Genomic DNA, 24,995 nt, shown 5'->3' with positions numbered 1-24,995 from the left:
GTCGGAGGCGGTCGGGGACATCCCATACAACTCGCCGGCGTCTAAAACCGGCGTACCAACGAGGAGATCGGTTTCGTGACGATCCGCGTAGGCATCAACGGCTTTGGCCGCATCGGTCGCAACTACTTCCGCGCGCTGCTCGAGCAGGGTGCGGACATCGAAGTCGTGGCTGTCAACGACCTGGGTGACACCGCGACCACCGCGCACCTTCTGAAGTACGACACCATCCTGGGCCGCCTCAAGGCCGAGGTGTCGCACACCGAGGACACCATCACCGTCGACGGCCACACCATCAAGGTGCTGTCCGAGCGCAACCCCGCCGACATCCCGTGGGGCGACCTCGGCGTCGACATCGTGATCGAGTCCACGGGCATCTTCACGAAGAAGGCCGACGCCGAGAAGCACATCGCCGGCGGTGCCAAGAAGGTCCTCATCTCGGCTCCGGCCAAGGACGAGGACATCACCATCGTGATGGGCGTCAACCAGGACAAGTACGACCCGGCGAACCACCACGTCATCTCCAACGCGTCCTGCACCACCAACTGTGTGGCGCCGATGGCGAAGGTTCTCGACGAGAACTTCGGCGTCGTCAAGGGCCTGATGACGACGATCCACGCGTACACCAACGACCAGCGCATCCTTGACTTCCCGCACAAGGACCTGCGTCGCGCGCGTGCCGCCGCCGAGAACATCATCCCGACCACGACGGGTGCCGCGAAGGCCACCGCCCTGGTCCTGCCGCAGCTCAAGGGCAAGCTCGACGGCGTCTCGATGCGCGTCCCGGTCCCGACCGGTTCGGCCACCGACCTGGTCGTCGAGGTCTCCCGCGAGGTCACCAAGGACGAGGTCAACGCCGCGTTCAAGAAGGCCGCCGAGGACGGCGACCTCAAGGGTTACCTGACCTACACCGAGGACCCGATCGTGTCCTCGGACATCGTCAGCGACCCGGCCTCCTGCACCTTCGACTCCCTGATGACCATGGTCCAGGAGGGTACGTCGGTGAAGATCCTCGGCTGGTACGACAACGAGTGGGGCTACTCCAACCGTCTGGTCGACCTCACGGTCTTCGTCGGCGGTCAGCTCTAACAGCCAGAGCAGGCACCCCGATGTGAGCACAGGGTTCGTCCCGCGCGATGATGCGCCGGACGGGCCCTGTCGCGTGTCAGCCCTCCCAAGGAGTCCAGTAGTGAAGACGATCGACGCACTTCTCGCCGAAGGGGTCGAAGGCAAGCGGGTCTTCGTCCGCGCCGACCTCAACGTGCCGCTCGCCGACGGCACCATCACCGACGACGGCCGCATCCGCGCCGTCCTGCCGACGGTCAAGGCCCTCGCCGACGCGGGCGCCAAGGTCGTCGTGGCCTCTCACCTGGGCCGTCCCAAGGGCGCCCCGGACCCCGACTTCTCGCTGCTGCCCGCCGCCGAGCGGCTCGGTGAACTCCTCGGCGCGCCGGTCGCCTTCGCGCAGGACACCGTCGGCCCCGCCGCGCACGACGCGGTGGACGGTCTTGAGCCCGGCCAGGTCGCCGTCATCGAGAACCTCCGCTTCAACGCGGGCGAGACCAGCAAGGACGACGCGGAGCGCGGCGAGTTCGCCGACAGGCTCGCCGCCCTCGCCGATGTCTACGTGGGCGACGGCTTCGGCGCGGTGCACCGCAAGCACGCCTCCGTCTTCGACCTGCCGGCCCGCCTGCCGCACTATGCCGGCTACCTCATCGCCACCGAGGTCGGCGTCCTGAAGAAGCTCACCGACGACGTCAAGCGGCCCTACGCCGTGGCCCTCGGCGGCGCCAAGGTCTCCGACAAGCTCGGCGTGATCGACCACCTCCTGGAGAAGGCCGACCGCATCCTCATCGGCGGCGGCATGGCGTACACCTTCCTCAAGGCCCAGGGCCACGAGGTCGGCATCTCCCTCCTCCAGGAGGATCAGATCCCGGCGGTGAAGGAGTACCTGAAGCGCGCCGAGGACAAGGGCGTCGAGTTCGTCCTCCCCGTCGACGTCCTGGTCGCGCCGGAGTTCCCGGACCTGAAGACCAAGGTCCCGGCCCACCCCACGACGGTCGCCGCGGACGCCATCCCGGCCGACCAGGAGGGTCTCGACATCGGCCCCGAGACCCGTAAGCTCTACGCCTCGAAGCTCGCCGACACGGCCACCGTCTTCTGGAACGGCCCGATGGGCGTCTTCGAGCACCCCGACTACGCCGAGGGCACCAAGGCGGTCGCCCAGGCGCTCCTCGACTCCTCGGCCTTCACGGTCGTCGGCGGCGGCGACAGCGCCGCGGCCGTGCGGACGCTGGGCTTCGACGAGAACGCATTCGGCCACATTTCCACCGGCGGCGGCGCCTCCCTCGAGTACCTCGAGGGCAAGACGCTCCCCGGCCTCGCGGCACTGGAGAACTGACACCTGATGACTACGCGCACTCCGCTGATGGCGGGCAACTGGAAGATGAACCTCAACCACCTTGAGGCCATCGCCCACGTGCAGAAGCTCGCCTTCGCCCTGGCGGACAAGGACTACGAGGCCTGCGAGGTCGCCGTCCTGCCGCCCTTCACCGACCTGCGCTCCGTGCAGACGCTGGTCGACGGCGACAAGCTCAAGATCAAGTACGGTGCCCAGGACATCTCGGCGCAGGACTCCGGCGCCTACACCGGCGAGATCTCGGGCCCGATGCTGGCCAAGCTGAAGTGCACCTACGTCGCCGTGGGCCACTCCGAGCGCCGCCAGTACCACGACGAGACCGACCAGATCTGCAACGCCAAGGTGAAGGCCGCGTTCAAGCACGGCCTGACCCCGATCCTCTGCGTCGGCGAGGGCCTGGACATCCGCAAGGCCGGCCAGCAGGTCCAGTACACGCTGACCCAGCTCGACGGCGGCCTGAAGGACGTCCCCGCCGAGCAGGCCGAGAACATCGTCATCGCCTACGAGCCCGTCTGGGCGATCGGCACCGGCGAGGTCGCCACCCCCGAGGACGCGCAGGAGGTCTGCGGCGCGATCCGCGGCCGTCTCGCCGAGATGTACTCGCAGGAGCTCGCCGACAAGGTGCGCATCCAGTACGGCGGCTCCGTCAAGGCGAAGAACGTCGCGGAGATCATGGCGCAGGCCGACGTCGACGGTGCCCTGGTGGGCGGCGCCGCGCTGGACCCCGAGGAGTTCGTCAAGATCGTCCGCTTCGGCGAGCAGTGAGTATGCGGTAGCGGCAATACGTCGTACCCTTGCGGGGGCCGGGCCGCCTCGTGCATACGAGGCTCCGGCCCCCGTCGTCGATACAGAGTCGATCCAGATCCGAGGAAGTTGGTCCAGCCGTGGTTATGGGGTTCTCGATCGCCCTCATCGTCTTCAGCGCTCTGATGATGCTGCTGGTGCTGATGCACAAGGGCAAGGGCGGCGGTCTCTCCGACATGTTCGGTGGCGGCATGCAGTCCTCCGTCGGCGGCTCCTCCGTCGCCGAGCGCAACCTCGACCGCATCACGGTCGTGGTCGGTCTGCTGTGGTTCGCGTGCATTGTCGCGCTGGGTCTGCTGATGAAGGCGAACAACTGACGCCAGCCACTGGCTGCTTGTCCGGTGCACGCCCGCCTGCGCGGCTTATCATGGGGCTTGCGTCCGGGGTGGGGGTGTAACTCCGCACACTGGACGCGCGTTGGGCCTTACGTAAACTGAGGCGCCCGCAGCAGCACCATCACGCAGGGAGTTACGACCGTGGCAAGTGGCAACGCGATCCGTGGAAGTCGGGTCGGGGCGGGGCCGATGGGCGAGGCCGAGCGCGGTGAGTCCGCGCCGCGACTGCGCATCTCCTTCTGGTGCTCCAACGGACACGAGACACAGCCCAGCTTCGCGAGCGACGCGCAGGTCCCCGACACGTGGGACTGCCCCCGCTGCGGCTTCCCGGCGGGCCAGGACCGGGACAACCCGCCGGACCCGCCGCGCACCGAGCCGTACAAGACGCATCTGGCGTATGTGCGGGAGCGGCGCAGCGACGCGGACGGCGAGGCGATCCTCGCGGAGGCACTCGCCAAACTGCGGGGCGAGATCTGAGACTTGGCGGCCGGCCGGACACCGAAAAGGTGTCCGGCCGGTTTCCTGTTTCGGTACGTGTGCGGACAGACGGCTTCAGATATCTCATACCGACCGCTGATCGATTAAGTTGGGAAGCGCAGCGGGGCAAGGTACGTACGTGGGTACGAGAGAAGGCTGAAGTCCGAGATGAACGCAGAAAGCCGCGCCAGGCTCAATCAGACGCCCGAGTGGACGGCGCTCGCCGCCCACCGCGAGCAGCTCGGGGAGGTGCAGCTGCGTGAGCTGTTCGCCGCCGATCCGGCGCGCGGCACGTCGTACACGCTTCAGGTCGGCGACCTGCACATCGACTACTCCAAGCACCTCGTCACCGACGAGACGCTGCGCCTGCTGCGCGAGCTCGCCGCCGCGACGGACGTCTTCGGGCTGCGGGACGCCATGTTCCGAGGCGAGAAGATCAACAACACCGAGGACCGCGCCGTCCTGCACACCGCGCTGCGCTCCCCGAGCGACACGGTCGTCCGGGTCGACGGCGACAACGTGGTGCCCGAGGTGCACGCCGTCCTCGACCGGATGAGCGCCTTCTCGGAGAAGATCCGCTCCGGGGAGTGGACCGGTCACACCGGCAAGCGCATCAAGAACATCGTCAACGTCGGCATCGGCGGCTCCGACCTCGGCCCCGCGATGGCCTACGAGGCGCTGCGCTCCTTCACCGACCGCGGCCTCACCGTCCGCTTCGTCTCGAACGTGGACGGCGCCGACCTGCACGAGGCCGTGCGGGACCTGGACGCCGCCGAGACGCTCTTCATCATCGCCTCGAAGACGTTCACCACCATCGAGACGATCACCAACGCCACCTCCGCGCGCGACTGGCTGCTCAGCGAGCTGAAGGCCTCGTCGGAAGCCGTCGCCAAGCACTTCGTGGCCCTGTCGACCAACGCCGACAAGGTCTCCGACTTCGGCATCGACACGGACAACATGTTCGAGTTCTGGGACTGGGTCGGCGGGCGCTACTCCTTCGACTCGGCCATCGGTCTCTCGCTGATGATCGCCATCGGCCCCGACCGCTTCCGGGAGATGCTCGACGGTTTCCACCTCGTCGACAAGCACTTCCGCGCGGCGCCCCCCGAGTCCAACGTGCCGCTCCTGCTGGGCCTGTTGGGCATCTGGTACGGCAACTTCCACGACGCGCAGTCGCACGCGGTCCTGCCGTACTCGCACTACCTCTCCAAGTTCACCGCGTACCTCCAGCAGCTCGACATGGAGTCGAACGGCAAGTACGTCGGGCGGGACGGCAAGGAGGTCGACTGGCAGACGGGCCCGGTCGTCTGGGGCACCCCGGGCACCAACGGACAGCACGCCTACTACCAGCTCATCCACCAGGGCACGAAGCTGATCCCCGCGGACTTCATCGGCTTCGCCGAGCCGGTCGCGGACCTGCCCCCCGGCCTGGCCGCCCAGCACGACCTGCTGATGGCCAACTTCTTCGCGCAGACCCAGGCGCTGGCGTTCGGCAAGACGCCCGAGGAGGTGCGCGCCGAGGGCGTGGCCGATGAACTGGTCCCGCACAAGACGTTCAAGGGCAACCACCCGACCACGACGATCCTCGCCAAGGAGCTGACCCCCTCGGTCCTCGGCCAGCTCATCGCGCTCTACGAACACAAGGTCTTCGTCCAGGGCGCCGTGTGGGACATCGACTCCTTCGACCAGTGGGGCGTCGAGCTCGGCAAGGTCCTCGCCAAGCGCGTCGAGCCCGCGCTGACCGAGGGCGCCGAGGTGCCGGACCTGGACGGTTCGACCACGGCACTGGTCGCCAAGTACCGCACGCTGCGAGGCCGTTGAGTCTCACCAGGTGTTAATGGGATGCGGGCGTCCGGCCCGGCGGGTGACACTGCTTCAGCTCTGTCACCCGCCGGGAGGGACCCCGCATGGACCAGCTGCACGCCGCGCTCGCCGACCCCGAGAGACTGAGGCTGTACGCGCGCATCGTCCTGGGCGACCTGCCGCCGGGCGCGGCGGACTCCGCCACCGCCCGCAAACATCTGGGACGGCTCCTCGCCGCCGGGCTCGTGGAGCGGCGGCCCGACGGGTCGCTGCGGGCCGACCCCGCCGTCTTCCGGCGGGTACCCGGACCCGTGGACGCCCACCCCGCCGTGCCGCGCCGGCTGACCGGCTTCTTCTCGCACGGCCGCCTGACCGCCATCCCCGTGCGCCCCGTGGTGCGCCACGAGCTCCTGGTCCACCTCACGGACACCCTCTTCGACACCGACCGCGCCTACAGCGAGGGCGAGGTCAACGACGCCTTCCGTACGGTGCACGACGACACCGCCGCGCTCCGGCGGTACTGCGTCATCGACGGTCTCCTCGTACGCGAACAGGACGGCAGCAGCTACCGCCGTGCCGCCTTCGCCCACGCCTGAGGGCCCCGCACCGGACGGTGCGGGGCCCTCTTCGCGTAGCGGCTAGTACAGCCCGGCGGGGAGCTTCGAGGCAGCCGCCTCGTCGAGCAGCCACAGGGTGCGGGAGCTGCCGCGGGCGCCGGCCGCGGGGGCCCGCACCTCGTCGGCCCCCGACAGGGCGATGGCCGCGGCCTCGGCCTTGTCCTCGCCCGCGGCGAGCAGCCACACCTCGCGCGCGGCCCGGATCGCCGGGAGCGTGAGCGAGATGCGGGTGGGCGGCGGCTTCGGCGCGTCGTGCACGCCGACGACCATGCGTTCCGTCTCACGCACCGCCGGGAGCTCCGGGAAGAGCGAGGCGACGTGCGTGTCGGGGCCGACGCCGAGCATCAGGACGTCGAAGGCCGGCACCGAGCCGTGGTCGTCAGGGCCCGCCGCGGCGGCGAGCTCCGCGGCGTAGACCTCGGCCGCGGCGTCCGCCTCGTAGGGACCGTCCGACGCCGGCATCGGGTGGACCCAGGCCGGGTTGAGCGGCACCGCGTCGAGCAGGGCCTCGCGCGCCTGGGTGTAGTTGCGCTCCGGGTCGCCGTCCGGCAGGAACCGCTCGTCGCCCCACCACAGGTCGAGCCGCGACCAGTCGACCGCGTCCCGCGCGGGGGAGGTACCGAGGGCCGCGAGCAGGCCGTTGCCGTTGCGGCCGCCGGTGAGGACCACCGACGCGTGGCCCTTGGCGGACTGCGCGTCGACGATCGTCGTGATGAGGCGGGCCGCGGCGGCCTGCGCCATCAGTTCCTTGTCGCGGTGGACGACCAGTCGGGGCGCCGCGGTCACTTGGCGGCCGCCTTCTTCGCGGGTGCCTTCTTGGCCGGCGCCTTCTTGGCCCCGGACGCCTCGTCGGCGCCGCCGCCCGTCTCCGTGCCCCTGTCCGGCGCGGTCTCCGTGACCGGTTCCGACGGCTTGCCGAGGCGCTCGACGCCGTACTTCAGCGCCGACGCGTACGTGTCGTCCGGGTCCAGCCGGCGCAGCTCCTCGGCGATCAGCTCCGCCGTCTCGCGGCGCTTGAGCGCCACCGCGCGGTTGGGCTGGCCCTCGATGTGGAGCGTGGCGAGGGAGCCGTCGGCCCGGTCGAGCACGATGGCACCGCAGTCGGTCTCCATCCGCACCCCGGTCAGGCCGGGGCCCGGCGAGAGCGCGCGCTTCACGGGTACGTCGAGGCGGTCCGCCAGCCACATGGCGAGCAGCTCGCAGCTCGGGTTGAACTCCTCGCCGTCCACCTGCACCGACTGCACCTTGCAGGCGATCTGGTCCAGGGCGGCGGCCAGCATCGAGCGCCACGGCGTGATGCGGGTCCAGGACAGGTCCGTGTCGCCGGGGTGGTAGGCCGCGGCGCGCGAGGTCAGCTCGCCGATCGGGTCCTCGGCCGCGTACGTGTCCGTGACGCGCCGCTGGGCCAGGGCGCCGAGCGGGTCCTTGGCGGGGTCCAGCGGGGCGTTCACCGGCCACCAGACGACCACGGGGGCGTCGGGCAGCAGCAGCGGGAGCACCACCGACTGGGCGTGGTCGATGACCTCGCCGTACAGCCGGAGGACCACCGTCTCGCCGGTGCCCGCCTCGACGCCGACGCGGACCTCGGCGTCCAGGCGCGATGTGGTGCGGTCCCGGGGCGAGCGCGCGGCGCGCTTGATGACCACGAGGGTCCGCGAGGGGTGCTCGCGGGACGCGTCGTTGGCCGCCTTCAGGGAGTCGTAGGCGTTCTCCTCGTCGGTGACGATGACGAGGGTGAGGACCATGCCGACGGCGGGCGTGCCGATCGCCCTGCGGCCCTGCACGAGCGCCTTGTTGATCTTGCTGGACGTGGTGTCCGTAAGGTCGATCTTCATGGCCGACGCCAGCTCCGTCCGTCTCGTGCGAGCATTTCGTCCGCCTCGGTCGGGCCCCAGGTGCCTGCCGGGTACTGCGCGGGCTTGCCGTGCTTGTCCCAGTACTGCTCGATGGGGTCGAGGATGTTCCAGGACAGCTCGACCTCCTCCGTGCGCGGGAAGAGGTTGGCGTCGCCGAGCAGGACGTCGAGGATCAGGCGCTCGTACGCCTCGGGGCTCGACTCGGTGAAGGACTCGCCGTACGCGAAGTCCATCGAGACGTCCCGGATCTCCATGGAGGTGCCGGGCACCTTGGAGCCGAAGCGGACCGTGATGCCCTCGTCGGGCTGGACGCGGATGACGATCGCGTTGTGCCCGAGCTCCTCGGTCGCGGTGTGGTCGAAGGGGGAGTGGGGCGCGCGCTGGAAGACGACCGCGATCTCGGTGACGCGGCGGCCGAGGCGCTTGCCCGTACGCAGGTAGAAGGGCACGCCCGCCCAACGGCGGTTGTCCACCTCCAGCTTGACGGCCGCGTAGGTGTCGGTCTTCGACTTGGGGTCGATGCCCTCTTCCTGGAGGTAGCCGACGGCCTTCTCGCCGCCCTGCCACCCGGCGGCGTACTGCCCGCGGACCGTGCTCTCGCCCAGGTTCTTGGGCAGCCGCACGGCGCCGAGGACCTTCGCCTTCTCGGCGACCAGGGCATCCGCCTCGAAGGAGGCGGGCTCCTCCATCGCGGTCAGCGCCATGAGCTGGAGCAGGTGGTTCTGGATGACGTCACGGGCGGCGCCGATGCCGTCGTAGTAGCCGGCGCGGCCGCCGATGCCGATGTCCTCGGCCATCGTGATCTGGACGTGGTCCACGTACGACCGGTTCCAGATCGGCTCGAACATCTGGTTGGCGAAGCGCAGCGCCAGGATGTTCTGGACGGTCTCCTTGCCGAGGTAGTGGTCGATCCGGAACACCTGGTCCGGGTCGAACACCTCGTGCACGATCGCGTTCAGCTCGCGGGCCGAGGTCAGGTCGTGGCCGAACGGCTTCTCGATGACGGCGCGGCGCCAGGCGCCCTGGGGCGCGTCGGCGAGGTCGTGCTTCTTGAGCTGCTGGACGACCTGCGGGAAGAACTTCGGGGGCACCGAGAGGTAGAAGGCGAAGTTGCCGCCCGTTCCCTGCGCCTTGTCCAGCTCCTGGATGGTGGCCTTGAGCTGCTCGAACGCCTCGTCGTCGTCGAAGTTGCCCTGGACGAAGCGCATCCCCTGGATGAGCTGCTGCCAGACCTCTTCGCGGAACGGCGTACGCGAGTGCTGCTTGACCGCGTCGTGGACGACCTGGGCGAAGTCCTCGTCCTCCCAGTCGCGGCGGGCGAAGCCGATGAGCGAGAAGCCCGGTGGCAGGAGACCCCGGTTGGCGAGGTCGTAGACGGCGGGCATCAACTTTTTACGGGACAAATCGCCCGTGACGCCAAAAATGACCAGGCCCGACGGCCCCGCGATACGCGGGAGCCGTCGGTCTGCGGCGTCACGCAGCGGATTGCTGCTTGACAAAGTGGGTCAGCCCTTCGAAGGAGCGAGGCGCTTGAGCTCGGCCTCGGTCGACTTGAGCAGGTCGGTCCAGGAGGCCTCGAACTTCTCGACGCCCTCGTCCTCGAGCAGCTGCACGACCTCGTCGTACGAGATGCCGAGCTTCTCCACCGCGGCGATCTCCGACCGAGCCTGGTCGTAGGTGCCCGCGATGGTGTTGCCGGTGATCGAACCGTGGTCGGCGGTGGCCTCCAGAGTGGCCTCCGGCATGGTGTTCACCGTGTTGGGCGCGACCAGGTCGTCGACGTACAGGGTGTCCTTGTACGACGGGTCCTTGACGCCGGTCGAGGCCCACAGCGGACGCTGCTTGTTGGCCTGCGCCTTGTCGAGCGCGGCGAAGCGGTCGGAGGAGAAGACCTCCTCGTACGCCTCGTAGGCCAGACGGGCGTTGGCGAGCGCGGCCTTGCCCTTGAGGGACTTGGCCTCGTCCGTGCCGATGCCGTCCAGGCGCTTGTCGATCTCGGTGTCCACGCGGGACACGAAGAAGGACGCCACCGAGTGGATCTTCGAGAGGTCCAGGCCGCGCTCCTTGGCCTTCTCCAGGCCCGCGAGGTACGCGTCCATGACCATGCGGTAGCGCTCGAGCGAGAAGATCAGCGTGACGTTGACGCTGATACCGAGGCCGATGACCTCGGTGATCGCCGGGATGCCCGCCTCGGTGGCCGGGATCTTGATGAGCGCGTTCGGCCGGTCCACCAGCCAGGCGAGCTGCTTGGCCTCGGCGGTCGTCGCCTTGGTGTTGTGCGCCAGGCGCGGGTCGACCTCGATGGACACGCGGCCGTCCTGGCCGCCCGTCGCGTCGAAGACGGGGCGCAGGATGTCGGCGGCGTCACGGACGTCCGCCGTCGTGATCATCCGGATGGCTTCCTCGACGGTGACCTCACGGGCCGCGAGGTCGGAGAGCTGCTGGTCGTAACCGTCGCCCTGCGAGATGGCCTTCTGGAAGATCGAGGGGTTGGTCGTGACGCCCACGACGTGCTGCTGGTCGATCAGCTCGGCGAGGTTGCCGGACGTGATCCGCTTGCGCGACAGGTCGTCCAGCCAGATCGCGACGCCTTCTTCGGAGAGGCGCTTGAGTGCGTCTGTCATGGAAATTACATCTCCTACTTGGTCGTATATGGGCGTCAGCGCTGAGCGGCGGCGATCGATTCCCGCGCCGCCTCGGCCACCTTGTCGGCGGTGAACCCGAACTCACGGAACAGTACCTTCGCGTCCGCGGAGGCGCCGAAGTGCTCCAGGGAGACGATGCGGCCGGCGTCGCCGACGAAGCGGTGCCAGGTCAGGCCGATGCCCGCCTCGACCGCCACGCGCGCCTTCACCGAGGGCGGCAGCACGCTGTCGCGGTATCCCTGGTCCTGCTCGTCGAACCACTCGACCGACGGCATCGAGACGACCCGCGTCGGGACGCCCGCGGCCTGGAGCTGCTCACGCGCCTCGACGGCGAGCTGCACCTCGGAGCCGGTGCCGATGAGGACGACCTCCGGCTCGCCGCCCTCGGCGTCGAACAGGACGTAGCCACCCTTGGCGGCGTCCTCGTTGTATGCGTACGTCGGCACGCCCTGGCGGGTCAGCGCGAGGCCGTGCGGGGCGCCCACGCCGAATTCCTTGGTGTAGCGCCGGAGGATCTCGCGCCAGGCGATGACGGTCTCGTTGGCGTCGGCAGGACGGACCACGTTCAGGCCCGGGATGGCGCGCAGCGAGGCCAGGTGCTCGACCGGCTGGTGCGTCGGGCCGTCCTCGCCCAGACCGATGGAGTCGTGCGTCCACACGTACGTCACCGGGAGGTGCATCAGCGCGGACAGGCGGACGGCGTTGCGCATGTAGTCGGAGAACACCAGGAAGGTGCCGCCGTAGATGCGGGTGTTGCCGTGCAGCGCGATGCCGTTCATCTCCGCGGCCATGGAGTGCTCGCGGATGCCGAAGTGGACCGTACGGCCGTACGGGTCCGCGCCGGGCAGCGGGTTGCCCGTGGGCAGGAACGACGACGTCTTGTCGATCGTCGTGTTGTTCGAGCCCGCGAGGTCGGCGGAGCCGCCCCACAGCTCGGGAATGACTCCGCCGAGCGCCTGGAGGATCTTGCCGGAGGCGGCGCGGGTGGCGACGGCCTTGCCGGTCTCGAACTCCGGGAGCTCCTGCTCCCAGCCGTCGGGCAGCTCGCCCTTGGCGATGCGGTCGAACTCGGCGGCGCGCTCGGCGTTGGCGGAGCGCCAGGCGGCGAAGTCCTTCTCCCACCGGGCCTTGGCCTCGGTGCCGCGGTCCAGGGCCTTGCGGGTGTGCGCGATGACCTCGTCGGAGACCTCGAAGGTCTGCTCCGGGTCGAAGCCGAGGACGCGCTTGGTGGCGGCCACCTCGTCGTCGCCGAGCGCCGAGCCGTGGGCGGCCTCGGTGTTCTGCGCGTTCGGGGCCGGCCAGGCGATGATCGAGCGCATCGCGATGAAGGAGGGACGCTCGGTCTCGGCCTTGGCGGCCTGGACCGCGGCGTAGAGGGCGGCCGGGTCGAGGTCGCCGTTCTCCTTGGGCTCCACGCGCTGGACGTGCCAGCCGTAGGCCTCGTAGCGCTTGACGGTGTCCTCGGAGACCGCGGTCTCCGTGTCGCCCTCGATCGAGATGTGGTTGTCGTCCCACAGCAGGACCAGATTGCCGAGCTTCTGGTGCCCGGCCATCGAGGACGCCTCCGCGGAGATGCCCTCCTGGAGGCAGCCGTCACCGGCGATGGCGTAGATGAAGTGGTCGAACGGGGAGGTGCCGGGGGCCGCCTCCGGGTCGAACAGGCCGCGCTCGTAGCGGGCGGCCATCGCCATGCCCACGGCGTTGGCCACGCCCTGGCCCAGCGGGCCCGTCGTCGTCTCCACGCCCGTCGTGTGCCCGTACTCCGGGTGGCCCGGGGTCTTCGAGCCCCAGGTGCGGAACGCCTTGAGGTCGTCCAGCTCCAGGCCGAAACCGGCCAGGTAGAGCTGGGTGTAAAGGGTCAGTGACGAGTGGCCGGCGGAGAGGACGAACCGGTCGCGGCCGGTCCAGTCGGCGTCCGCCGGGTCGTGCCGCATCACCTTTTGGAAAAGCGTGTACGCGGCGGGCGCGAGGCTCATGGCCGTACCGGGATGGCCGTTGCCGACCTTTTGTACGGAATCCATGGCCAGGACGCGAGCGGTGTCAACGGCTCGCTCGTCCAGTTCGGTCCACTCGAGGTCTGTGGTGGTCGGCTTGGTGCTCACCCTGAGTCAGGGCTCCTCTCCACATGTCGAATGCCGGCGATGTCGATCTCACCGGCCGTAGTCGAGCCTACCGCTGCTAAGGCGTGCATTTTTTCGACTCATTCCAGACTGCCGGGACAACCGGGTATCCGCCTCCTGAAAGGAATAAGCGCCGATTCGCCATGTGAATACACAAGCGCTCATGTGACCGCTCAAAGGGCTCTCCGTATCGCTCATGTGTCCGCTCAAAGGACACCGGATACCGCTCACGTGGCCGCCCGGCGGACCTCCCGTACCCCCGGGCATGGCGGTCAACACGACCCCACCCCCACGAAGAGCGGACTATGGGCAACGTCTACAGTGGCGTGGTACGCGCGGGTCTTTACCGGATCTTCATGTCAGAAGTGCTGGTGAGCCCGCTGGGATGTCTCTGTCAGGGGTGTGCGTGACGGCCGTTGAATCCCGTCCAGCGGGGGTTTCCGGGACGGAACTTAGCCCGAGCCATCGGCCGTTCGGGGCCCGTGTCAAGGCGTTCGTGGCTCTTACCAAGCCGCGGATCATCGAACTCCTCCTCATCACCACCGTTCCGGTGATGTTCCTCGCCGAGCAGGGCGTGCCCGACCTGTGGCTCGTCCTCGTGACCTGCGTGGGCGGGTATCTCTCCGCCGGGGGCGCGAACGCGCTCAACATGTACATCGACCGCGACATCGACGCCCTGATGGACCGGACGTCGCAGCGGCCACTGGTCACCGGCATGGTGAGCCCGCGCGAGTGCCTGGTCTTCGGCATCGGCCTCGGGGTCGTCTCGACGCTGCTCTTCGGCCTCGCCGTGAACTGGCTCTCCGCGTGGCTCTCGCTCGGCGCGCTCCTCTTCTACGTGATCGTCTACACGATGATCCTCAAGCGGCGCACCTCGCAGAACATCGTCTGGGGCGGCATCGCGGGCTGTCTGCCGGTCCTCATCGGCTGGTCCTCGGTCACCAACTCCATGTCGTGGGCGCCGATCGTCCTCTTCCTGGTCATGTTCTTCTGGACGCCGCCGCACTACTGGCCGCTGTCCATGAAGGTGAAGGAGGACTACGCGCGCGTCGGCGTGCCGATGCTGCCGGTCATCGCCTCCAACAAGGTGGTCGCCCGCCAGATCGTGCTCTACAGCTGGGTCATGGTCGCGGTCTCCCTGCTCCTCCAGCCCCTCGGCTACACCGGGTGGTTCTACACCGTGGTGGCGCTGGTGACCGGCGGCTGGTGGCTGTGGGAGGCGCACGGGCTCCAGAACCGCGCCAAGTCGGAGGCCACGGGCGGCAAGCTCAAGGAGATGCGGCTCTTCCACTGGTCCATCACCTATGTGTCGCTGCTCTTCGTCGCGGTGGCCGTGGACCCCTTCCTGCGCTGAGAGCCTGAGTCCCCCGCTGTTTTCGACGGGCGGGGCGTGTGGTGTCGTACACCACGCGCCCCGCCCGTCGCGCGTTGATCTACCCGTCGGTAGCATCCTGCTCATGGCAGAGACCGAGCAGGTTGAGGACAGCAAGAAGGCGGCCAGGGCCGAGCGCCGGGCGGCCAAGCTCGCCAAGGAGATCGGCGCCTTCGCGCAGGCGCACGGCGGGGCCGAGGGGCAGCTCGCCTACATCGGGCACGAGGGCACCCGCATCGTCCTGGTCGGCGAGGACGGCGGCTGGGGCGACCTGGTGGCGCCGACCTACGCCGTGGCGCAGAGCGCCGTGCGGAAGGCCGGGATCACCGTCCACGAGGACTTCGACGGGGACTTCGCCGCGAAGGTGGAGACCGGCCCCTACGAATGGACGCGTATGGCCGGCATCCAGGTCGGCGGGCCGAAGAACAAGTGAGCTCTGCCCCGATCGGGCGAAGGGCCCCGAACGGACGGCCCCCGGGCGGCTGAGCAGCGCGGGAACGGCCGAGGTCGCCCCCCGGGGGACTGTTTCGCGTCTCTGTTCGGCACGCCGTGGCCGGATCAAGGCAACACCAGACGCCGGGGTCACCCGTTAGGACCGGTACGAGCCAGGTCCATTCAGCGGGAGTCCGCATGATCGAAACGCCGTCCCTGGTGGACCAGTACTGCCATGGCGTCCTCCGTACGGAGCTGGGCCTCGGCACGTTCGAGACCCACCTCGGCCGGGGCGGGGGGCCGCCCGCCCCCGGCACCACCTTCTTCGACACCCAGACCGGCTTCGCGGTGCGCCGCCTGTGCCCGCCGCTGCTCGGCCTCGATCCGCACTGCCCGCCGGTCCGCTATCTGGCCAGGCGCCGCGATCTGGGCGTCCTGGAGTCGGGGCGGCGCCTGCTGCAGGGCAGCGGCATCACCACGTACCTCGTCGACACCGGGCTGCCGGGGGATCTCACGGGGCCCGGCGAGATGGCCGCCGCCGGTGACGCCGAGGCCCACGAGATCGTCCGCCTGGAGCTCCTCGCCGAGCAGGTCGCGGACACCTCGGGCACCGCCGACTCCTTCCTCGCCAACCTCGTCCAGTCCGTGCACGCCGCGGCCGGGGGCGCCGTCGCCTTCACCTCGGTCGCGGGGGTGCGCCACCCGCTCGCCCTGACGGCACAGCCGCCGGGTCGGGGCGAGGTGCGGGGCGCGGCGGAGCGCTGGCTGGGGAGGCGGCAGGTGGGCGGGGAGCTCGCCGATCCCGTCCTGCTGCGGCATCTGCTCTGGATCGCGGTGGATTCGGGGCTGCCGCTCCAGTTGCACGCGGGGGCGGGGGACCCGCGGACGTACTTCGGGGAATTCGCGCGGGCCACCGCGGGGCTCGGCACCGACCTCGTACTGCTGCACGGCTATCCGTACCACCGCAGCGCCGCACACCTCGCGGCGGTCTTCCCGCACGTCTACGCCGACCTCGGCCCCGCGCTCGTACGCACCGGGGCGCGGGCGGCGGCCGTACTGGCGGAGATCCTCGAACTCGCCCCCTTCGGCAAGCTGCTGTTCTCCAGCGGCGCGCACGGCCTGCCCGAGCTGCACGTCGTGGGGGCGCACCTCTTCCGGGAGGCGCTCGGCAGGGTTCTCGGGGCCTGGGTCGCGGAGGGGGCCTGGTCGTCCACGGACGCCCAGCGCGTCGCGGGCCTCCTCGCGGCGGGCAACGCCCGCCGCGTCTACGGCCTGCCGGAGGCCGCCCAGGCCGCCTGGACCGTCTAGACCGTCTCTAGACCGCCGAGAGCTGCGCGTCGTCCGTCCGGGCGGGTACGTCGGCCGTGGTGGCCGGGCGCTCCCGCAGGGAGAGGAGCACGCGCATCACGGCGATCCACACCAGGCACGAGCCGAACATGTGCAGGCCGACCAGGACCTCCGGCAGGTCCGTGAAGTACTGGACGTAGCCGATGGCGCCCTGCGCGAGGAGGATCAGGAAGAGGTCGCGGGTGCGGGCCAGCGGGCCGGGCGGCGCGTCGACCGCCTTGAGGACGAACCAGAGGGCGAACGCCAGCGTCACCACGATCCAGGCCAGGACCGCGTGCAGCTTGGTGACGCCCTCCCAGTCGAGCCCGACCGGGGCCAGGTTCATCCGCGGCACGTCGCTGGAGTCGCCGGCGTGCGGTCCCGCGCCGGTCACGACCGTGCCCACCGCGATCAGCAGCGCCGAGGCCGTGACCAGGAACCACACGAGCTGTGCCACGGCCTTGCCGACCAGCGGGCGCGGCTCGCCGTCGCCCTCACGGGTGCGCTGCCACATGGTGACGGCGACCGCGATCAGGGCGCTGGAGAGCAGGAAGTGCGCGGCGACGGTGTAGGGGTTCAGGCCGACGAGGACCACGATGCCGCCGAGCACGGCATTGCCCATGACCAGCCAGAACTGAGCCCAGCCGAGGAGGGTGAGGCTGCGCCGCAGCGGCTTCTGGGAGCGGGCCGCGATGATCGCCCAGCCGACGGCCGCGCACAGCACGTACGTCAGCATGCGGTTGCCGAACTCGATGACCCCGTGGACGCCCATCTCGTGGGTCGCCGTCAGGGAGTCGTCCGTGCACTTGGGCCAGGTGGGGCAGCCGAGCCCCGAGCCGGTCAGGCGGACGGCGCCGCCGGTCACGACGATCACGACCGTCATGGCGAGCGAGAGGAAGGCCGCCCGCTGGACGGTCCGCTGAGTGGGAGTCCAGCGCTCGGCGATGTAGGCGAGCGGATTCCGCGCGGCTTGAGCGACGTCGGCTCGGGTCACGTTTGGCACGCGTCCCATCGTAGGGGGCCGCTTGTGCACGGCTTCACGAGGGGGACGTATGCGGTGCTTCTGTGACGCCGGTTACGCCGGACCGGTGACGCCGGACCGTGACGCCCGGCCATGAGCCCGCCTACTCCCAGCGGAAGAACTTCGCCGCCGCGCCGAGCCCGAGCACCGCCCACACCGCGAGGATGCCGAGGTCGCCCCACGGCAGGCCCGCGCCGTGCTGGAGCACGTCGCGCAGCCCGTCCGAGAGCGCCGAGACGGGCAGCAGGCCGAGCAGCGTCTGCGCCGTGTCGGGGAACTTGTCCAGCGGCACGATGACGCCGCCGCCGACGAGCAGGAGCAGGAAGACGAGGTTCGCCGCGGCCAGCGTCGCCTCGGCCTTGAGGGTGCCCGCCATCAGCAGGCCGAGCCCGGAGAACGCCGCCGTGCCGAGCACCAGGAGGAGCAGTACGGAGAGGGGGTTGCCGTGCGGCGACCAGCCGAGCGCGAAGGCGATGGCCGTGAGCAGCACGATCTGAAGGACCTCGGTGACCAGCACCGACAGGGTCTTCGCCGCCATCAGGCCCCAGCGGGGCAGCGGGGATGCGCCGAGCCGCTTGAGCACGCCGTAGCGGCGCTCGAAGCCCGTCGCGATGGCCTGCCCGGTGAAGGCGGTGGACAGCACGGCGAGCGCGAGGATGCCGGGCGCGAGGAAGTCCACGGCCTCGCCCTCTCCGGTGTCGACGATGTCGACCGCGGAGAAGAGCACGAGCAGGAGCGTGGGGATGACGACCGTGAGGAGGAGCTGCTCGCCGTTGCGGAGCAGCATCTTCGTCTCAAGCACGGCCTGGGCGGCGATCATGCGGGGGAGCGGGGCGGCGCCCGCCTTCGGCGTATACGTACCGGCGGCGCTCATCCGCGCAGCTCCTTACCCGTGAGCTCCAGGAAGACGTCTTCCAGAGTGTGGCGTTCGACCGCGATCCGGTCCGGCATGACCCCGTGCTGGGCGCACCACGACGTGACCGTGGCCAGGAGCTGCGGGTCGACCGTGCCGCTGACGCGGTAGGCGCCCGGCGTGAGCTCGGCCGCCGCCGAGTCCGGTGGCAGCGCCTTGAGCAGCGAGGCGACGTCGAGTCCTGGGCGGCCGGTGAAGCGCAGGGTGTTCTCGGCACCGCCGCGGCACAGCTCGTCGGGGCTGCCCTGGGCGATGACCTTGCCCGCGTCGATGACGGCGACGTCGTCGGCGAGCTCCTCGGCCTCGTCCATGTGGTGCGTGGTGAGGATGACGCCGACGCCGTCGCGGCGCAGATCGCGTACGAGGTCCCAGGTGGCCCGGCGGGCCTGCGGGTCGAGGCCCGCGGTCGGCTCGTCGAGGAAGACCAGGTCGGGCCTGCCGACCACGGCCATCGCGAGCGCGAGGCGCTGCTGCTGGCCGCCGGAGAGCCGCCGGTAGGTGGTGCGGCCGCAGCTCCCGAGGCCGAGGCGCTCGATGAGGTCGGCCACGTCCAGTGGTTCGGCGTGAAGCTTGGCGACATGGCGCAGCATCTCGTCCGCGCGGGCGCCGGAGTAGACGCCGCCGGACTGGAGCATCACGCCGATGCGGGGCCGCAGCGCGTCGGCGTCGCGGACCGGGTCGAGGCCGAGCACGCGGACGGTGCCGGAATCCGGTCTCCGGTAGCCCTCGCAGGTCTCGATCGTGGTGGTCTTGCCGGCGCCGTTGGGGCCGAGGACGGCGGTGATGCCCGCCCCGGCCGTGAGGTCGAGACCGTCGACCGCGGTCTTGGTTCCGTACCGCTTGACCAGACCCTGGATCTGGACGACGGGCTCGTTTCGCATGGTGAGCCAGTCTAGGGACGCCAAAGGCCTCCCGGGCGCGCGGGGCGGAAGCGGATGGCCGCGTCCGGCGGGCGCGACCCCTGCTCCCGCCTGGCCCGGAGCGCCCGGCGTGATCGTTTCCGCAGGTCAGCTTAGGTGAACCTAAGTGACGCAGCGCACCGGGAGGTGATCGCGACGTGGGTTGTCAGGGTCTGAGGAATTACGCAACAATGGCGTTGTGAAAAACGTTGGCGAGGCTCCGCAGGAGGAACTCGCGACCGGGGAGCGCTCCACGCGCAACCGGGTCGCGCGCTCCATCCTGGACCACGGCCCCTCCACCGTCGCCGACCTCGCGAAGCGCCTCGGCCTCACCCAGGCGGCCGTCCGCAGGCACCTCGACACACTCGCCCATGAGAACGTCGTCGAGCCCCGCGAGCAGCGGGTATACGGCGCGCGGACCCGTGGCAGGCCCGCGAAGGTGTTCGCCCTGACCGACTGCGGCCGCGACGCCTTCGACCAGTCGTACGACAAGCTGGCCGCGGACGCCCTGCGGTGGATCAGCGAGCACCACGGCGAGGGAGCGGTGGTCGCGTTCGCGAAGGCGCGGATCGCCGCCCAGGCCGAGGCGTACCGGCAGACGATCGACGCGGCGCCACCCGAACGGCGTACCGAGGCTCTGGCGAAGGCGTTGACCACCGACGGGTACGCTGCTACGGCGCGCACCGCGCCGGTCGGAGAGCAGCTCTGCCAGCACCACTGCCCGGTCGCCCACGTCGCCGAGCAGTTCCCGCAGCTGTGCGAGGCGGAGACGGAGATGTTCTCCGAGCTCCTGGGCACGCATGTGCAGCGCCTCGCCACCATCGCGCACGGAGACGGCGTCTGTACGACGTTCATCCCGCGCAGCGGCGGCAGCACCCCCCAGACAGCACAGACCACCAATTCAGCATCAGCACGCACGGCCGGGAGGAACCCCGCATGACGCTCCCCACGGAGACTGCCCACCCCGAACTCGATGGTCTGGGCACATACGAATACGGCTGGGCCGACTCCGACGCGGCCGGGGCATCCGCCAAGCGCGGCATCAACGAGGACGTCGTCAAGGACATCTCGCAGAAGAAGTCCGAGCCCGAGTGGATGACGAAGCTGCGCCTCAAGGGCCTGCGGCTGTTCGACAAGAAGCCCATGCCCAACTGGGGCTCGGACCTGTCGGGCATCGACTTCGACAACATCAAGTACTTCGTGCGGTCCACGGAGAAGCAGGCCCAGTCCTGGGAGGACCTGCCCGAGGACATCAAGAGCACGTACGACAAGCTCGGCATCCCCGAGGCGGAGAAGCAGCGCCTCGTCGCCGGTGTCGCGGCCCAGTACGAGTCCGAGGTCGTCTACCACCAGATCAACGAGGAGCTGGAGGCGCAGGGTGTCATCTTCATGGACACCGACACCGCGCTGAAGGAGCACCCGGAGCTCTTCAAGGAGTACTTCGGCACCGTCATCCCGGTCGGCGACAACAAGTTCGCGTCGCTGAACTCCGCGGTGTGGTCCGGCGGCTCGTTCATCTACGTGCCGAAGGGCGTGCACGTCGAGATCCCGCTCCAGGCCTACTTCCGCATCAACACGGAGAACATGGGCCAGTTCGAGCGGACCCTGATCATCGTCGACGAGGGTGCCTACGTGCACTACGTCGAGGGCTGCACCGCGCCGATCTACAAGTCGGACTCGCTGCACTCCGCCGTCGTCGAGATCATCGTCAAGAAGGGCGGCCGCTGCCGCTACACGACGATCCAGAACTGGTCGAACAACGTCTACAACCTGGTCACCAAGCGCGCCGTGGCGTACGAGGGCGCGACCATGGAGTGGATCGACGGCAACATCGGCTCCAAGGTGACGATGAAGTACCCCGCCGTCTACCTCATGGGCGAGCACGCCAAGGGCGAGACCCTGTCCATCGCCTTCGCGGGCGAGGGCCAGCACCAGGACGCCGGCTCCAAGATGGTCCACATGGCGCCGAACACGTCCTCCAACATCGTCTCCAAGTCGGTGGCGCGCGGCGGCGGCCGCACCTCGTACCGCGGTCTGGTCGAGATCGGTGAGGGCGCTCACGGATCGAAGTCGAACGTGCTCTGTGACGCGCTGCTCGTGGACACGATCTCCCGCTCGGACACCTACCCCTACGTCGACGTCCGCGAGGACGACGTGTCGATGGGGCACGAGGCCACGGTCTCCAAGGTCTCCGACGACCAGCTCTTCTACCTGATGAGCCGCGGTCTGACGGAGTTCGAGGCCATGGCGATGATCGTGCGCGGCTTCGTCGAGCCGATCGCCAAGGAGCTCCCGATGGAGTACGCCCTGGAGCTGAACCGGCTGATCGAGCTGCAGATGGAGGGCTCGGTCGGTTAAGACCGGCCGCCGTCCCCCGCAGCGACTGACTTCTTACGCAGTGACGCAGAGAGAGAGCACGACGACAGCCATGGCTGAGGCTCAGAATATCCCGGTGGGGTCCACCACCGCCGGATCCATCGCGGTGGCCGCCGAGTCCACCGTCGCCACCCGCATGAGCGCGCCCCCGTCCTTCGACGTGGCGGACTTCCCGGTCCCCCACGGCCGCGAGGAGGAGTGGCGGTTCACGCCGCTGGAGCGCCTGCGCGGGCTGCACGACGGCACCGCGGTCGCCACCGGCGGCATCCGCGTCGAGGTGAGCGCCCCGGCGGGCGTGACCCAGGAGACCGTCGGCCGTGACGACGCGCGCGTGGGCAAGGCGGGCAAGCCCGTCGACCGCGTCGCCGCCCAGGCGTACTCGTCCTTCGAGAAGGCCTCGGTCGTGTCCGTCCCCAAGGAGACGGTCCTGACCGAGCCCATCCGGATCGCCGTGCACGGCGAGGGCGGCACCGCCTTCGCGCACCAGGTCATCGAGCTCGGCGCGTTCGCCGAGGCCCTCGTCGTCATCGACCACACCGGTGACGCCGTGCTCGCCGCCAACGTCGACTTCGTCGTCGGCGACGGCGCCAAGCTCACCGTCGTCTCCGTCCAGGACTGGGACGACAAGGCCGTGCACGTCGCGCAGCACAACGCGCTGATCGGCCGGGACGCCTCCTTCAAGTCGGTCGTCGTGACCTTCGGCGGCGACCTCGTGCGCCTGCACCCCCGCGTCGAGTACGCGGGCCCGGGCGGCGAGGCCGAGCTCATCGGCCTGTACGTCACCGACGCGGGCCAGCACCAGGAGCACCGCCTCCTCGTCGACCACAACCAGCCGCACTGCAAGTCGAACGTCGTCTACAAGGGCGCGCTCCAGGGCGACGACGCCCACGCGGTGTGGATCGGCGACGTCCTCATCGAGGCCGCCGCCGAGGGCACGGACACGTACGAGATGAACCGCAACCTGGTTCTGACCGACGGCGCCCGCGTCGACTCCGTGCCGAACCTCGAGATCGAGACCGGCGAGATCGTCGGAGCGGGCCACGCCTCGGCGACCGGCCGCTTCGACGACGAGCAGCTCTTCTACCTGCAGTCGCGCGGTATCCCGGAGGACGAGGCGCGCCGCCTGGTCGTCCGCGGATTCTTCGCCGAGCTGATCCAGCAGATCGGCCTGCCCGACGTGGAAGAGCGCCTCCTCGCCAAGATCGAAGAGGAGCTGGAGGCGTCGGCCGCATGACCTTCGTACGCGCCTGTGGCCTGAGCGAGCTGTCGGAGGACACCCCGAAGCGGGTGGAAATCGACGGCACGCCGGTCTCGGTCGTCCACACCGAGGGCGAGGTGTTCGCGATCAACGACATCTGCTCGCACGCGAACGTCTCCCTCTCCGAGGGAGAGGTGGAGGACTGTCAGATCGAATGCTGGCTGCACGGCTCCGCCTTCGACCTCCGCACCGGCAAGCCGTCCGGTCTGCCCGCGACGCGCCCCGTCCCCGTATACCCCGTAAAGATCGAAGGGGACGATGTGCTCGTCTCCGTCACCCAGGAGTCCTGAGGCACATGGCAACGCTTGAAATCCGCGACCTGCACGTCACCGTCGAGGTCGAGAACGGCACCAAGGAAATCCTCAAGGGTGTCGACCTGACCGTGAAGCAGGGCGAGACCCACGCCATCATGGGCCCGAACGGCTCCGGCAAGTCGACGCTCGCCTACTCCGTCGCGGGTCACCCCAAGTACACGATCACCCAGGGCAGCGTGACCCTCGACGGCGAGGACGTCCTGGAGATGTCCGTCGACGAGCGCGCCCGCGCCGGCATGTTCCTCGCCATGCAGTACCCGGTCGAGGTCCCCGGCGTCTCGGTCTCCAACTTCCTGCGTACGTCGGCGACGGCGATCCGCGGCGAGGCCCCCAAGCTGCGCACCTGGGTGAAGGAGGTCAAGTCCGCGATGGAGCAGCTCCAGATGGACCCGGCCTTCGCCGAGCGCAACGTCAACGAGGGCTTCTCCGGCGGTGAGAAGAAGCGCCACGAGATCCTCCAGATGGAGCTCCTCAAGCCGAAGATCGCGATCCTCGACGAGACGGACTCCGGCCTGGACGTCGACGCCCTGCGCCAGGTCTCGGACGGCGTCAACCGCGTCCGTGAGACCGGCGAGGTCGGCACCCTGCTGATCACGCACTACACGCGCATCCTGCGCTACATCAAGCCCGACTTCGTGCACGTCTTCGCGAACGGCCGCATCGCCGAGTCCGGCGGCGCCGAGCTCGCCGACAAGCTCGAGGCCGAGGGCTACGAGGCTTACACGAAGGGTGGCGTATCCGCGTGACAGTGGCCCACCAGGGGCTCACCGGCCTCCTCGACACCGAGGCGATCCGCAAGGACTTCCCGATCCTGGATCGCAGGATCCACGACGGCAAGAAGCTCGTCTACCTGGACAACGCGGCGACGTCCCAGACGCCGCGCCAGGTGCTCGACGTCATCAACGAGTACTACGAGCAGCACAACGCCAACGTCCACCGCGGCGTGCACGTCCTCGCCGAGGAGGCCACGGCGCTGTACGAGGGCGCCCGCGACAAGGTCGCGGCGTTCATCAACGCGCCCAGCCGCAACGAGGTGATCTTCACCAAGAACGCCTCGGAGTCGCTCAACCTCGTGGCCAACATGCTCGGCTGGGCCGATGAGCCCTACCGCGTGGACCACGAGACCGAGATCGTCATCACGGAGATGGAGCACCACTCCAACATCGTGCCGTGGCAGCTGCTCTCGCAGCGCACGGGCGCGAAGCTGAAGTGGTTCGGCCTCACGGACGACGGCCGGCTCGACCTGTCGAACATGAACGAGATCATCACGGAGAAGACGAAGATCGTCTCCTTCGTCCTGGTCTCGAACATCCTGGGCACGCACAACCCCGTCGAGGCGATCGTGCGCCGTGCGCAGGAGGTCGGCGCCCTGGTGCTGATCGACGCCTCGCAGGCCGCCCCGCACATGCCGCTGGACGTGCAGGCGCTCCAGGCCGACTTCGTGGCCTTCACCGGCCACAAGATGTGCGGCCCGACCGGCATCGGCGTCCTGTGGGGACGACAGGAGCTCCTGGAGGACCTGCCGCCCTTCCTCGGCGGCGGCGAGATGATCGAGACCGTGTCGATGAACTCGTCGACGTACGCCCCCGCGCCGCACAAGTTCGAGGCCGGCACGCCGCCGGTCTCCCAGGCCGTGGGCCTGGGCGCGGCCGTGGACTACCTCTCGGCCATCGGCATGGACAAGATCGCCGCTCATGAGCAGGCGATCACCGAGTACGCGGTCAAGCGCCTCCTGGAGGTCCCCGACCTCCGGATCATCGGCCCGGCGACGGCCGAGGAGCGCGGCGCCGCGATCTCCTTCACGCTCGGCGACATCCACCCGCACGACGTGGGCCAGGTCCTGGACGAGGAAGGCATCGCGGTCCGCGTGGGCCACCACTGCGCGCGCCCCGTATGCCTGCGGTACGGAATTCCTGCGACCACGCGAGCGTCGTTCTATCTGTACTCCACGCCCGGGGAGATCGACGCTCTCGTCGACGGCCTGGAGCACGTACGGAACTTTTTCGGCTGA

The 24,995-nt window shown here is 69.5% G+C and carries 24 protein-coding genes; 16 read left to right on the top strand and 8 right to left on the bottom strand.

Annotation, left to right across the window (positions count from 1 at the left end; all coding sequences use genetic code 11):
* The first annotated feature begins 75 nt into the window (after nt 1–75).
* The 7 genes from gap (at nt 76) to ACRAKF_RS10620 (ending at nt 6,431) form a co-directional block, all read left to right on the top strand.
* On the top strand, nt 76–1,086 hold the full coding sequence (gene gap, locus ACRAKF_RS10650) for a type I glyceraldehyde-3-phosphate dehydrogenase (RefSeq protein WP_447036700.1): 1,011 nt from the start codon (nt 76–78) through the stop codon (nt 1,084–1,086).
* 100 nt (nt 1,087–1,186) lie between these two features.
* Entirely contained in the window at nt 1,187–2,398 is a 1,212-nt protein-coding gene (locus tag ACRAKF_RS10645) for a phosphoglycerate kinase (protein ID WP_447036699.1), read from the top strand.
* 6 nt (nt 2,399–2,404) lie between these two features.
* Nucleotides 2,405–3,181: a triose-phosphate isomerase gene (gene tpiA, locus ACRAKF_RS10640; RefSeq protein ID WP_447036698.1), complete on the top strand. Its 777-nt coding sequence runs from the start codon at nt 2,405–2,407 to the stop codon at nt 3,179–3,181.
* A 125-nt stretch (nt 3,182–3,306) separates the two neighbouring features.
* Complete coding sequence (gene secG, locus ACRAKF_RS10635; protein ID WP_030784160.1) at nt 3,307–3,537, top strand: preprotein translocase subunit SecG; 231 nt, start codon at nt 3,307–3,309, stop codon at nt 3,535–3,537.
* Between the two features lie 159 nt (nt 3,538–3,696).
* The gene (locus tag ACRAKF_RS10630) at nt 3,697–4,032 is read left to right on the top strand and encodes an RNA polymerase-binding protein RbpA (RefSeq protein ID WP_003957010.1); all 336 of its coding nucleotides are present in this window, start codon (nt 3,697–3,699) and stop codon (nt 4,030–4,032) included.
* Nucleotides 4,033–4,200: 168 nt separating this feature from the next.
* Nucleotides 4,201–5,853: a glucose-6-phosphate isomerase gene (gene pgi, locus ACRAKF_RS10625; RefSeq protein WP_447036697.1), complete on the top strand. Its 1,653-nt coding sequence runs from the start codon at nt 4,201–4,203 to the stop codon at nt 5,851–5,853.
* A 323-nt stretch (nt 5,854–6,176) separates the two neighbouring features.
* Nucleotides 6,177–6,431, top strand: coding sequence for a DUF2087 domain-containing protein (locus tag ACRAKF_RS10620; protein ID WP_447041912.1), 255 nt, complete (start codon nt 6,177–6,179; stop codon nt 6,429–6,431).
* A 42-nt stretch (nt 6,432–6,473) separates the two neighbouring features.
* On the opposite strand, the gene pgl is transcribed toward ACRAKF_RS10620, so the two are convergent.
* Genes pgl through tkt form a run of 5 tightly spaced genes read right to left on the bottom strand, consistent with a single transcriptional unit; the run spans nt 6,474 to nt 13,055 of the window.
* Nucleotides 6,474–7,238: a 6-phosphogluconolactonase gene (pgl, locus tag ACRAKF_RS10615; RefSeq protein ID WP_447036696.1), complete on the bottom strand. Its 765-nt coding sequence runs from the start codon at nt 7,236–7,238 to the stop codon at nt 6,474–6,476.
* Nucleotides 7,235–8,287 carry a glucose-6-phosphate dehydrogenase assembly protein OpcA gene (gene opcA, locus ACRAKF_RS10610; RefSeq protein WP_447036695.1) on the bottom strand — a complete coding sequence of 351 codons (1,053 nt, stop codon included), beginning with the start codon at nt 8,285–8,287 and terminating at the stop codon, nt 7,235–7,237. Before opcA ends, pgl begins: the two co-directional genes overlap by 4 nt.
* Nucleotides 8,284–9,807, bottom strand: coding sequence for a glucose-6-phosphate dehydrogenase (gene zwf, locus ACRAKF_RS10605; protein ID WP_447036694.1), 1,524 nt, complete (start codon nt 9,805–9,807; stop codon nt 8,284–8,286). Before zwf ends, opcA begins: the two co-directional genes overlap by 4 nt.
* Nucleotides 9,808–9,813: 6 nt before the next feature.
* Nucleotides 9,814–10,932: a transaldolase gene (gene tal / locus ACRAKF_RS10600; protein ID WP_447036693.1), complete on the bottom strand. Its 1,119-nt coding sequence runs from the start codon at nt 10,930–10,932 to the stop codon at nt 9,814–9,816.
* Between the two features lie 35 nt (nt 10,933–10,967).
* Nucleotides 10,968–13,055: a transketolase gene (gene tkt / locus ACRAKF_RS10595; RefSeq protein ID WP_447036692.1), complete on the bottom strand. Its 2,088-nt coding sequence runs from the start codon at nt 13,053–13,055 to the stop codon at nt 10,968–10,970.
* Between the two features lie 418 nt (nt 13,056–13,473).
* On the opposite strand from tkt, the gene ACRAKF_RS10590 reads away from it, so the two are divergent.
* From ACRAKF_RS10590 to ACRAKF_RS10580, 3 genes are all read left to right on the top strand, one after another.
* Nucleotides 13,474–14,427: a heme o synthase gene (locus ACRAKF_RS10590; RefSeq protein ID WP_447041911.1), complete on the top strand. Its 954-nt coding sequence runs from the start codon at nt 13,474–13,476 to the stop codon at nt 14,425–14,427.
* Nucleotides 14,428–14,530: 103 nt separating this feature from the next.
* Nucleotides 14,531–14,878, top strand: coding sequence for a hypothetical protein (locus tag ACRAKF_RS10585; RefSeq protein WP_447036691.1), 348 nt, complete (start codon nt 14,531–14,533; stop codon nt 14,876–14,878).
* 197 nt (nt 14,879–15,075) lie between these two features.
* Nucleotides 15,076–16,185: an amidohydrolase family protein gene (locus ACRAKF_RS10580; RefSeq protein ID WP_447036690.1), complete on the top strand. Its 1,110-nt coding sequence runs from the start codon at nt 15,076–15,078 to the stop codon at nt 16,183–16,185.
* A gap of 7 nt (nt 16,186–16,192) precedes the next feature.
* Here the strand turns inward: ACRAKF_RS10580 and ACRAKF_RS10575 are convergent, their stop codons facing one another.
* The 3 genes from ACRAKF_RS10575 to ACRAKF_RS10565 form a co-directional block, all read right to left on the bottom strand.
* The gene (locus ACRAKF_RS10575; RefSeq protein ID WP_447036689.1) at nt 16,193–17,215 is read right to left on the bottom strand and encodes a COX15/CtaA family protein; all 1,023 of its coding nucleotides are present in this window, start codon (nt 17,213–17,215) and stop codon (nt 16,193–16,195) included.
* A 112-nt stretch (nt 17,216–17,327) separates the two neighbouring features.
* On the bottom strand, nt 17,328–18,098 hold the full coding sequence (locus ACRAKF_RS10570; protein WP_447036688.1) for an ABC transporter permease: 771 nt from the start codon (nt 18,096–18,098) through the stop codon (nt 17,328–17,330).
* Nucleotides 18,095–19,018, bottom strand: a complete 924-nt coding sequence (locus ACRAKF_RS10565) for an ABC transporter ATP-binding protein (protein ID WP_447036687.1) — start codon at nt 19,016–19,018, stop codon at nt 18,095–18,097. Before ACRAKF_RS10565 ends, ACRAKF_RS10570 begins: the two co-directional genes overlap by 4 nt.
* 217 nt (nt 19,019–19,235) lie before the next feature.
* On the opposite strand from ACRAKF_RS10565, the gene ACRAKF_RS10560 reads away from it, so the two are divergent.
* The 6 genes from ACRAKF_RS10560 to ACRAKF_RS10535 all read left to right on the top strand — a co-directional run bounded on the left by ACRAKF_RS10560 (nt 19,236) and on the right by ACRAKF_RS10535 (nt 24,995).
* Nucleotides 19,236–19,976 (top strand): helix-turn-helix transcriptional regulator, encoded by a 741-nt coding sequence (locus tag ACRAKF_RS10560; RefSeq protein WP_447036686.1) that lies wholly within the window; start codon nt 19,236–19,238, stop codon nt 19,974–19,976.
* Nucleotides 19,973–21,394 carry a Fe-S cluster assembly protein SufB gene (gene sufB, locus ACRAKF_RS10555; protein ID WP_447036685.1) on the top strand — a complete coding sequence of 474 codons (1,422 nt, stop codon included), beginning with the start codon at nt 19,973–19,975 and terminating at the stop codon, nt 21,392–21,394. Before ACRAKF_RS10560 ends, sufB begins: the two co-directional genes overlap by 4 nt.
* Nucleotides 21,395–21,464: 70 nt before the next feature.
* On the top strand, nt 21,465–22,646 hold the full coding sequence (sufD, locus tag ACRAKF_RS10550; protein WP_447036684.1) for a Fe-S cluster assembly protein SufD: 1,182 nt from the start codon (nt 21,465–21,467) through the stop codon (nt 22,644–22,646).
* Nucleotides 22,643–22,960 (top strand): bifunctional 3-phenylpropionate/cinnamic acid dioxygenase ferredoxin subunit, encoded by a 318-nt coding sequence (locus ACRAKF_RS10545; RefSeq protein ID WP_447036683.1) that lies wholly within the window; start codon nt 22,643–22,645, stop codon nt 22,958–22,960. Before sufD ends, ACRAKF_RS10545 begins: the two co-directional genes overlap by 4 nt.
* A 5-nt stretch (nt 22,961–22,965) precedes the next feature.
* Nucleotides 22,966–23,730: a Fe-S cluster assembly ATPase SufC gene (gene sufC / locus ACRAKF_RS10540; protein WP_447036682.1), complete on the top strand. Its 765-nt coding sequence runs from the start codon at nt 22,966–22,968 to the stop codon at nt 23,728–23,730.
* Nucleotides 23,727–24,995, top strand: a complete 1,269-nt coding sequence (locus ACRAKF_RS10535; RefSeq protein WP_447036681.1) for a cysteine desulfurase — start codon at nt 23,727–23,729, stop codon at nt 24,993–24,995. Before sufC ends, ACRAKF_RS10535 begins: the two co-directional genes overlap by 4 nt.

This window comes from Streptomyces sp. DSM 118878 (assembly GCF_052936595.1).
Note: the sequence above shows the minus strand (reverse complement) of the source record. Positions and strands in the feature narration are given on the sequence as shown.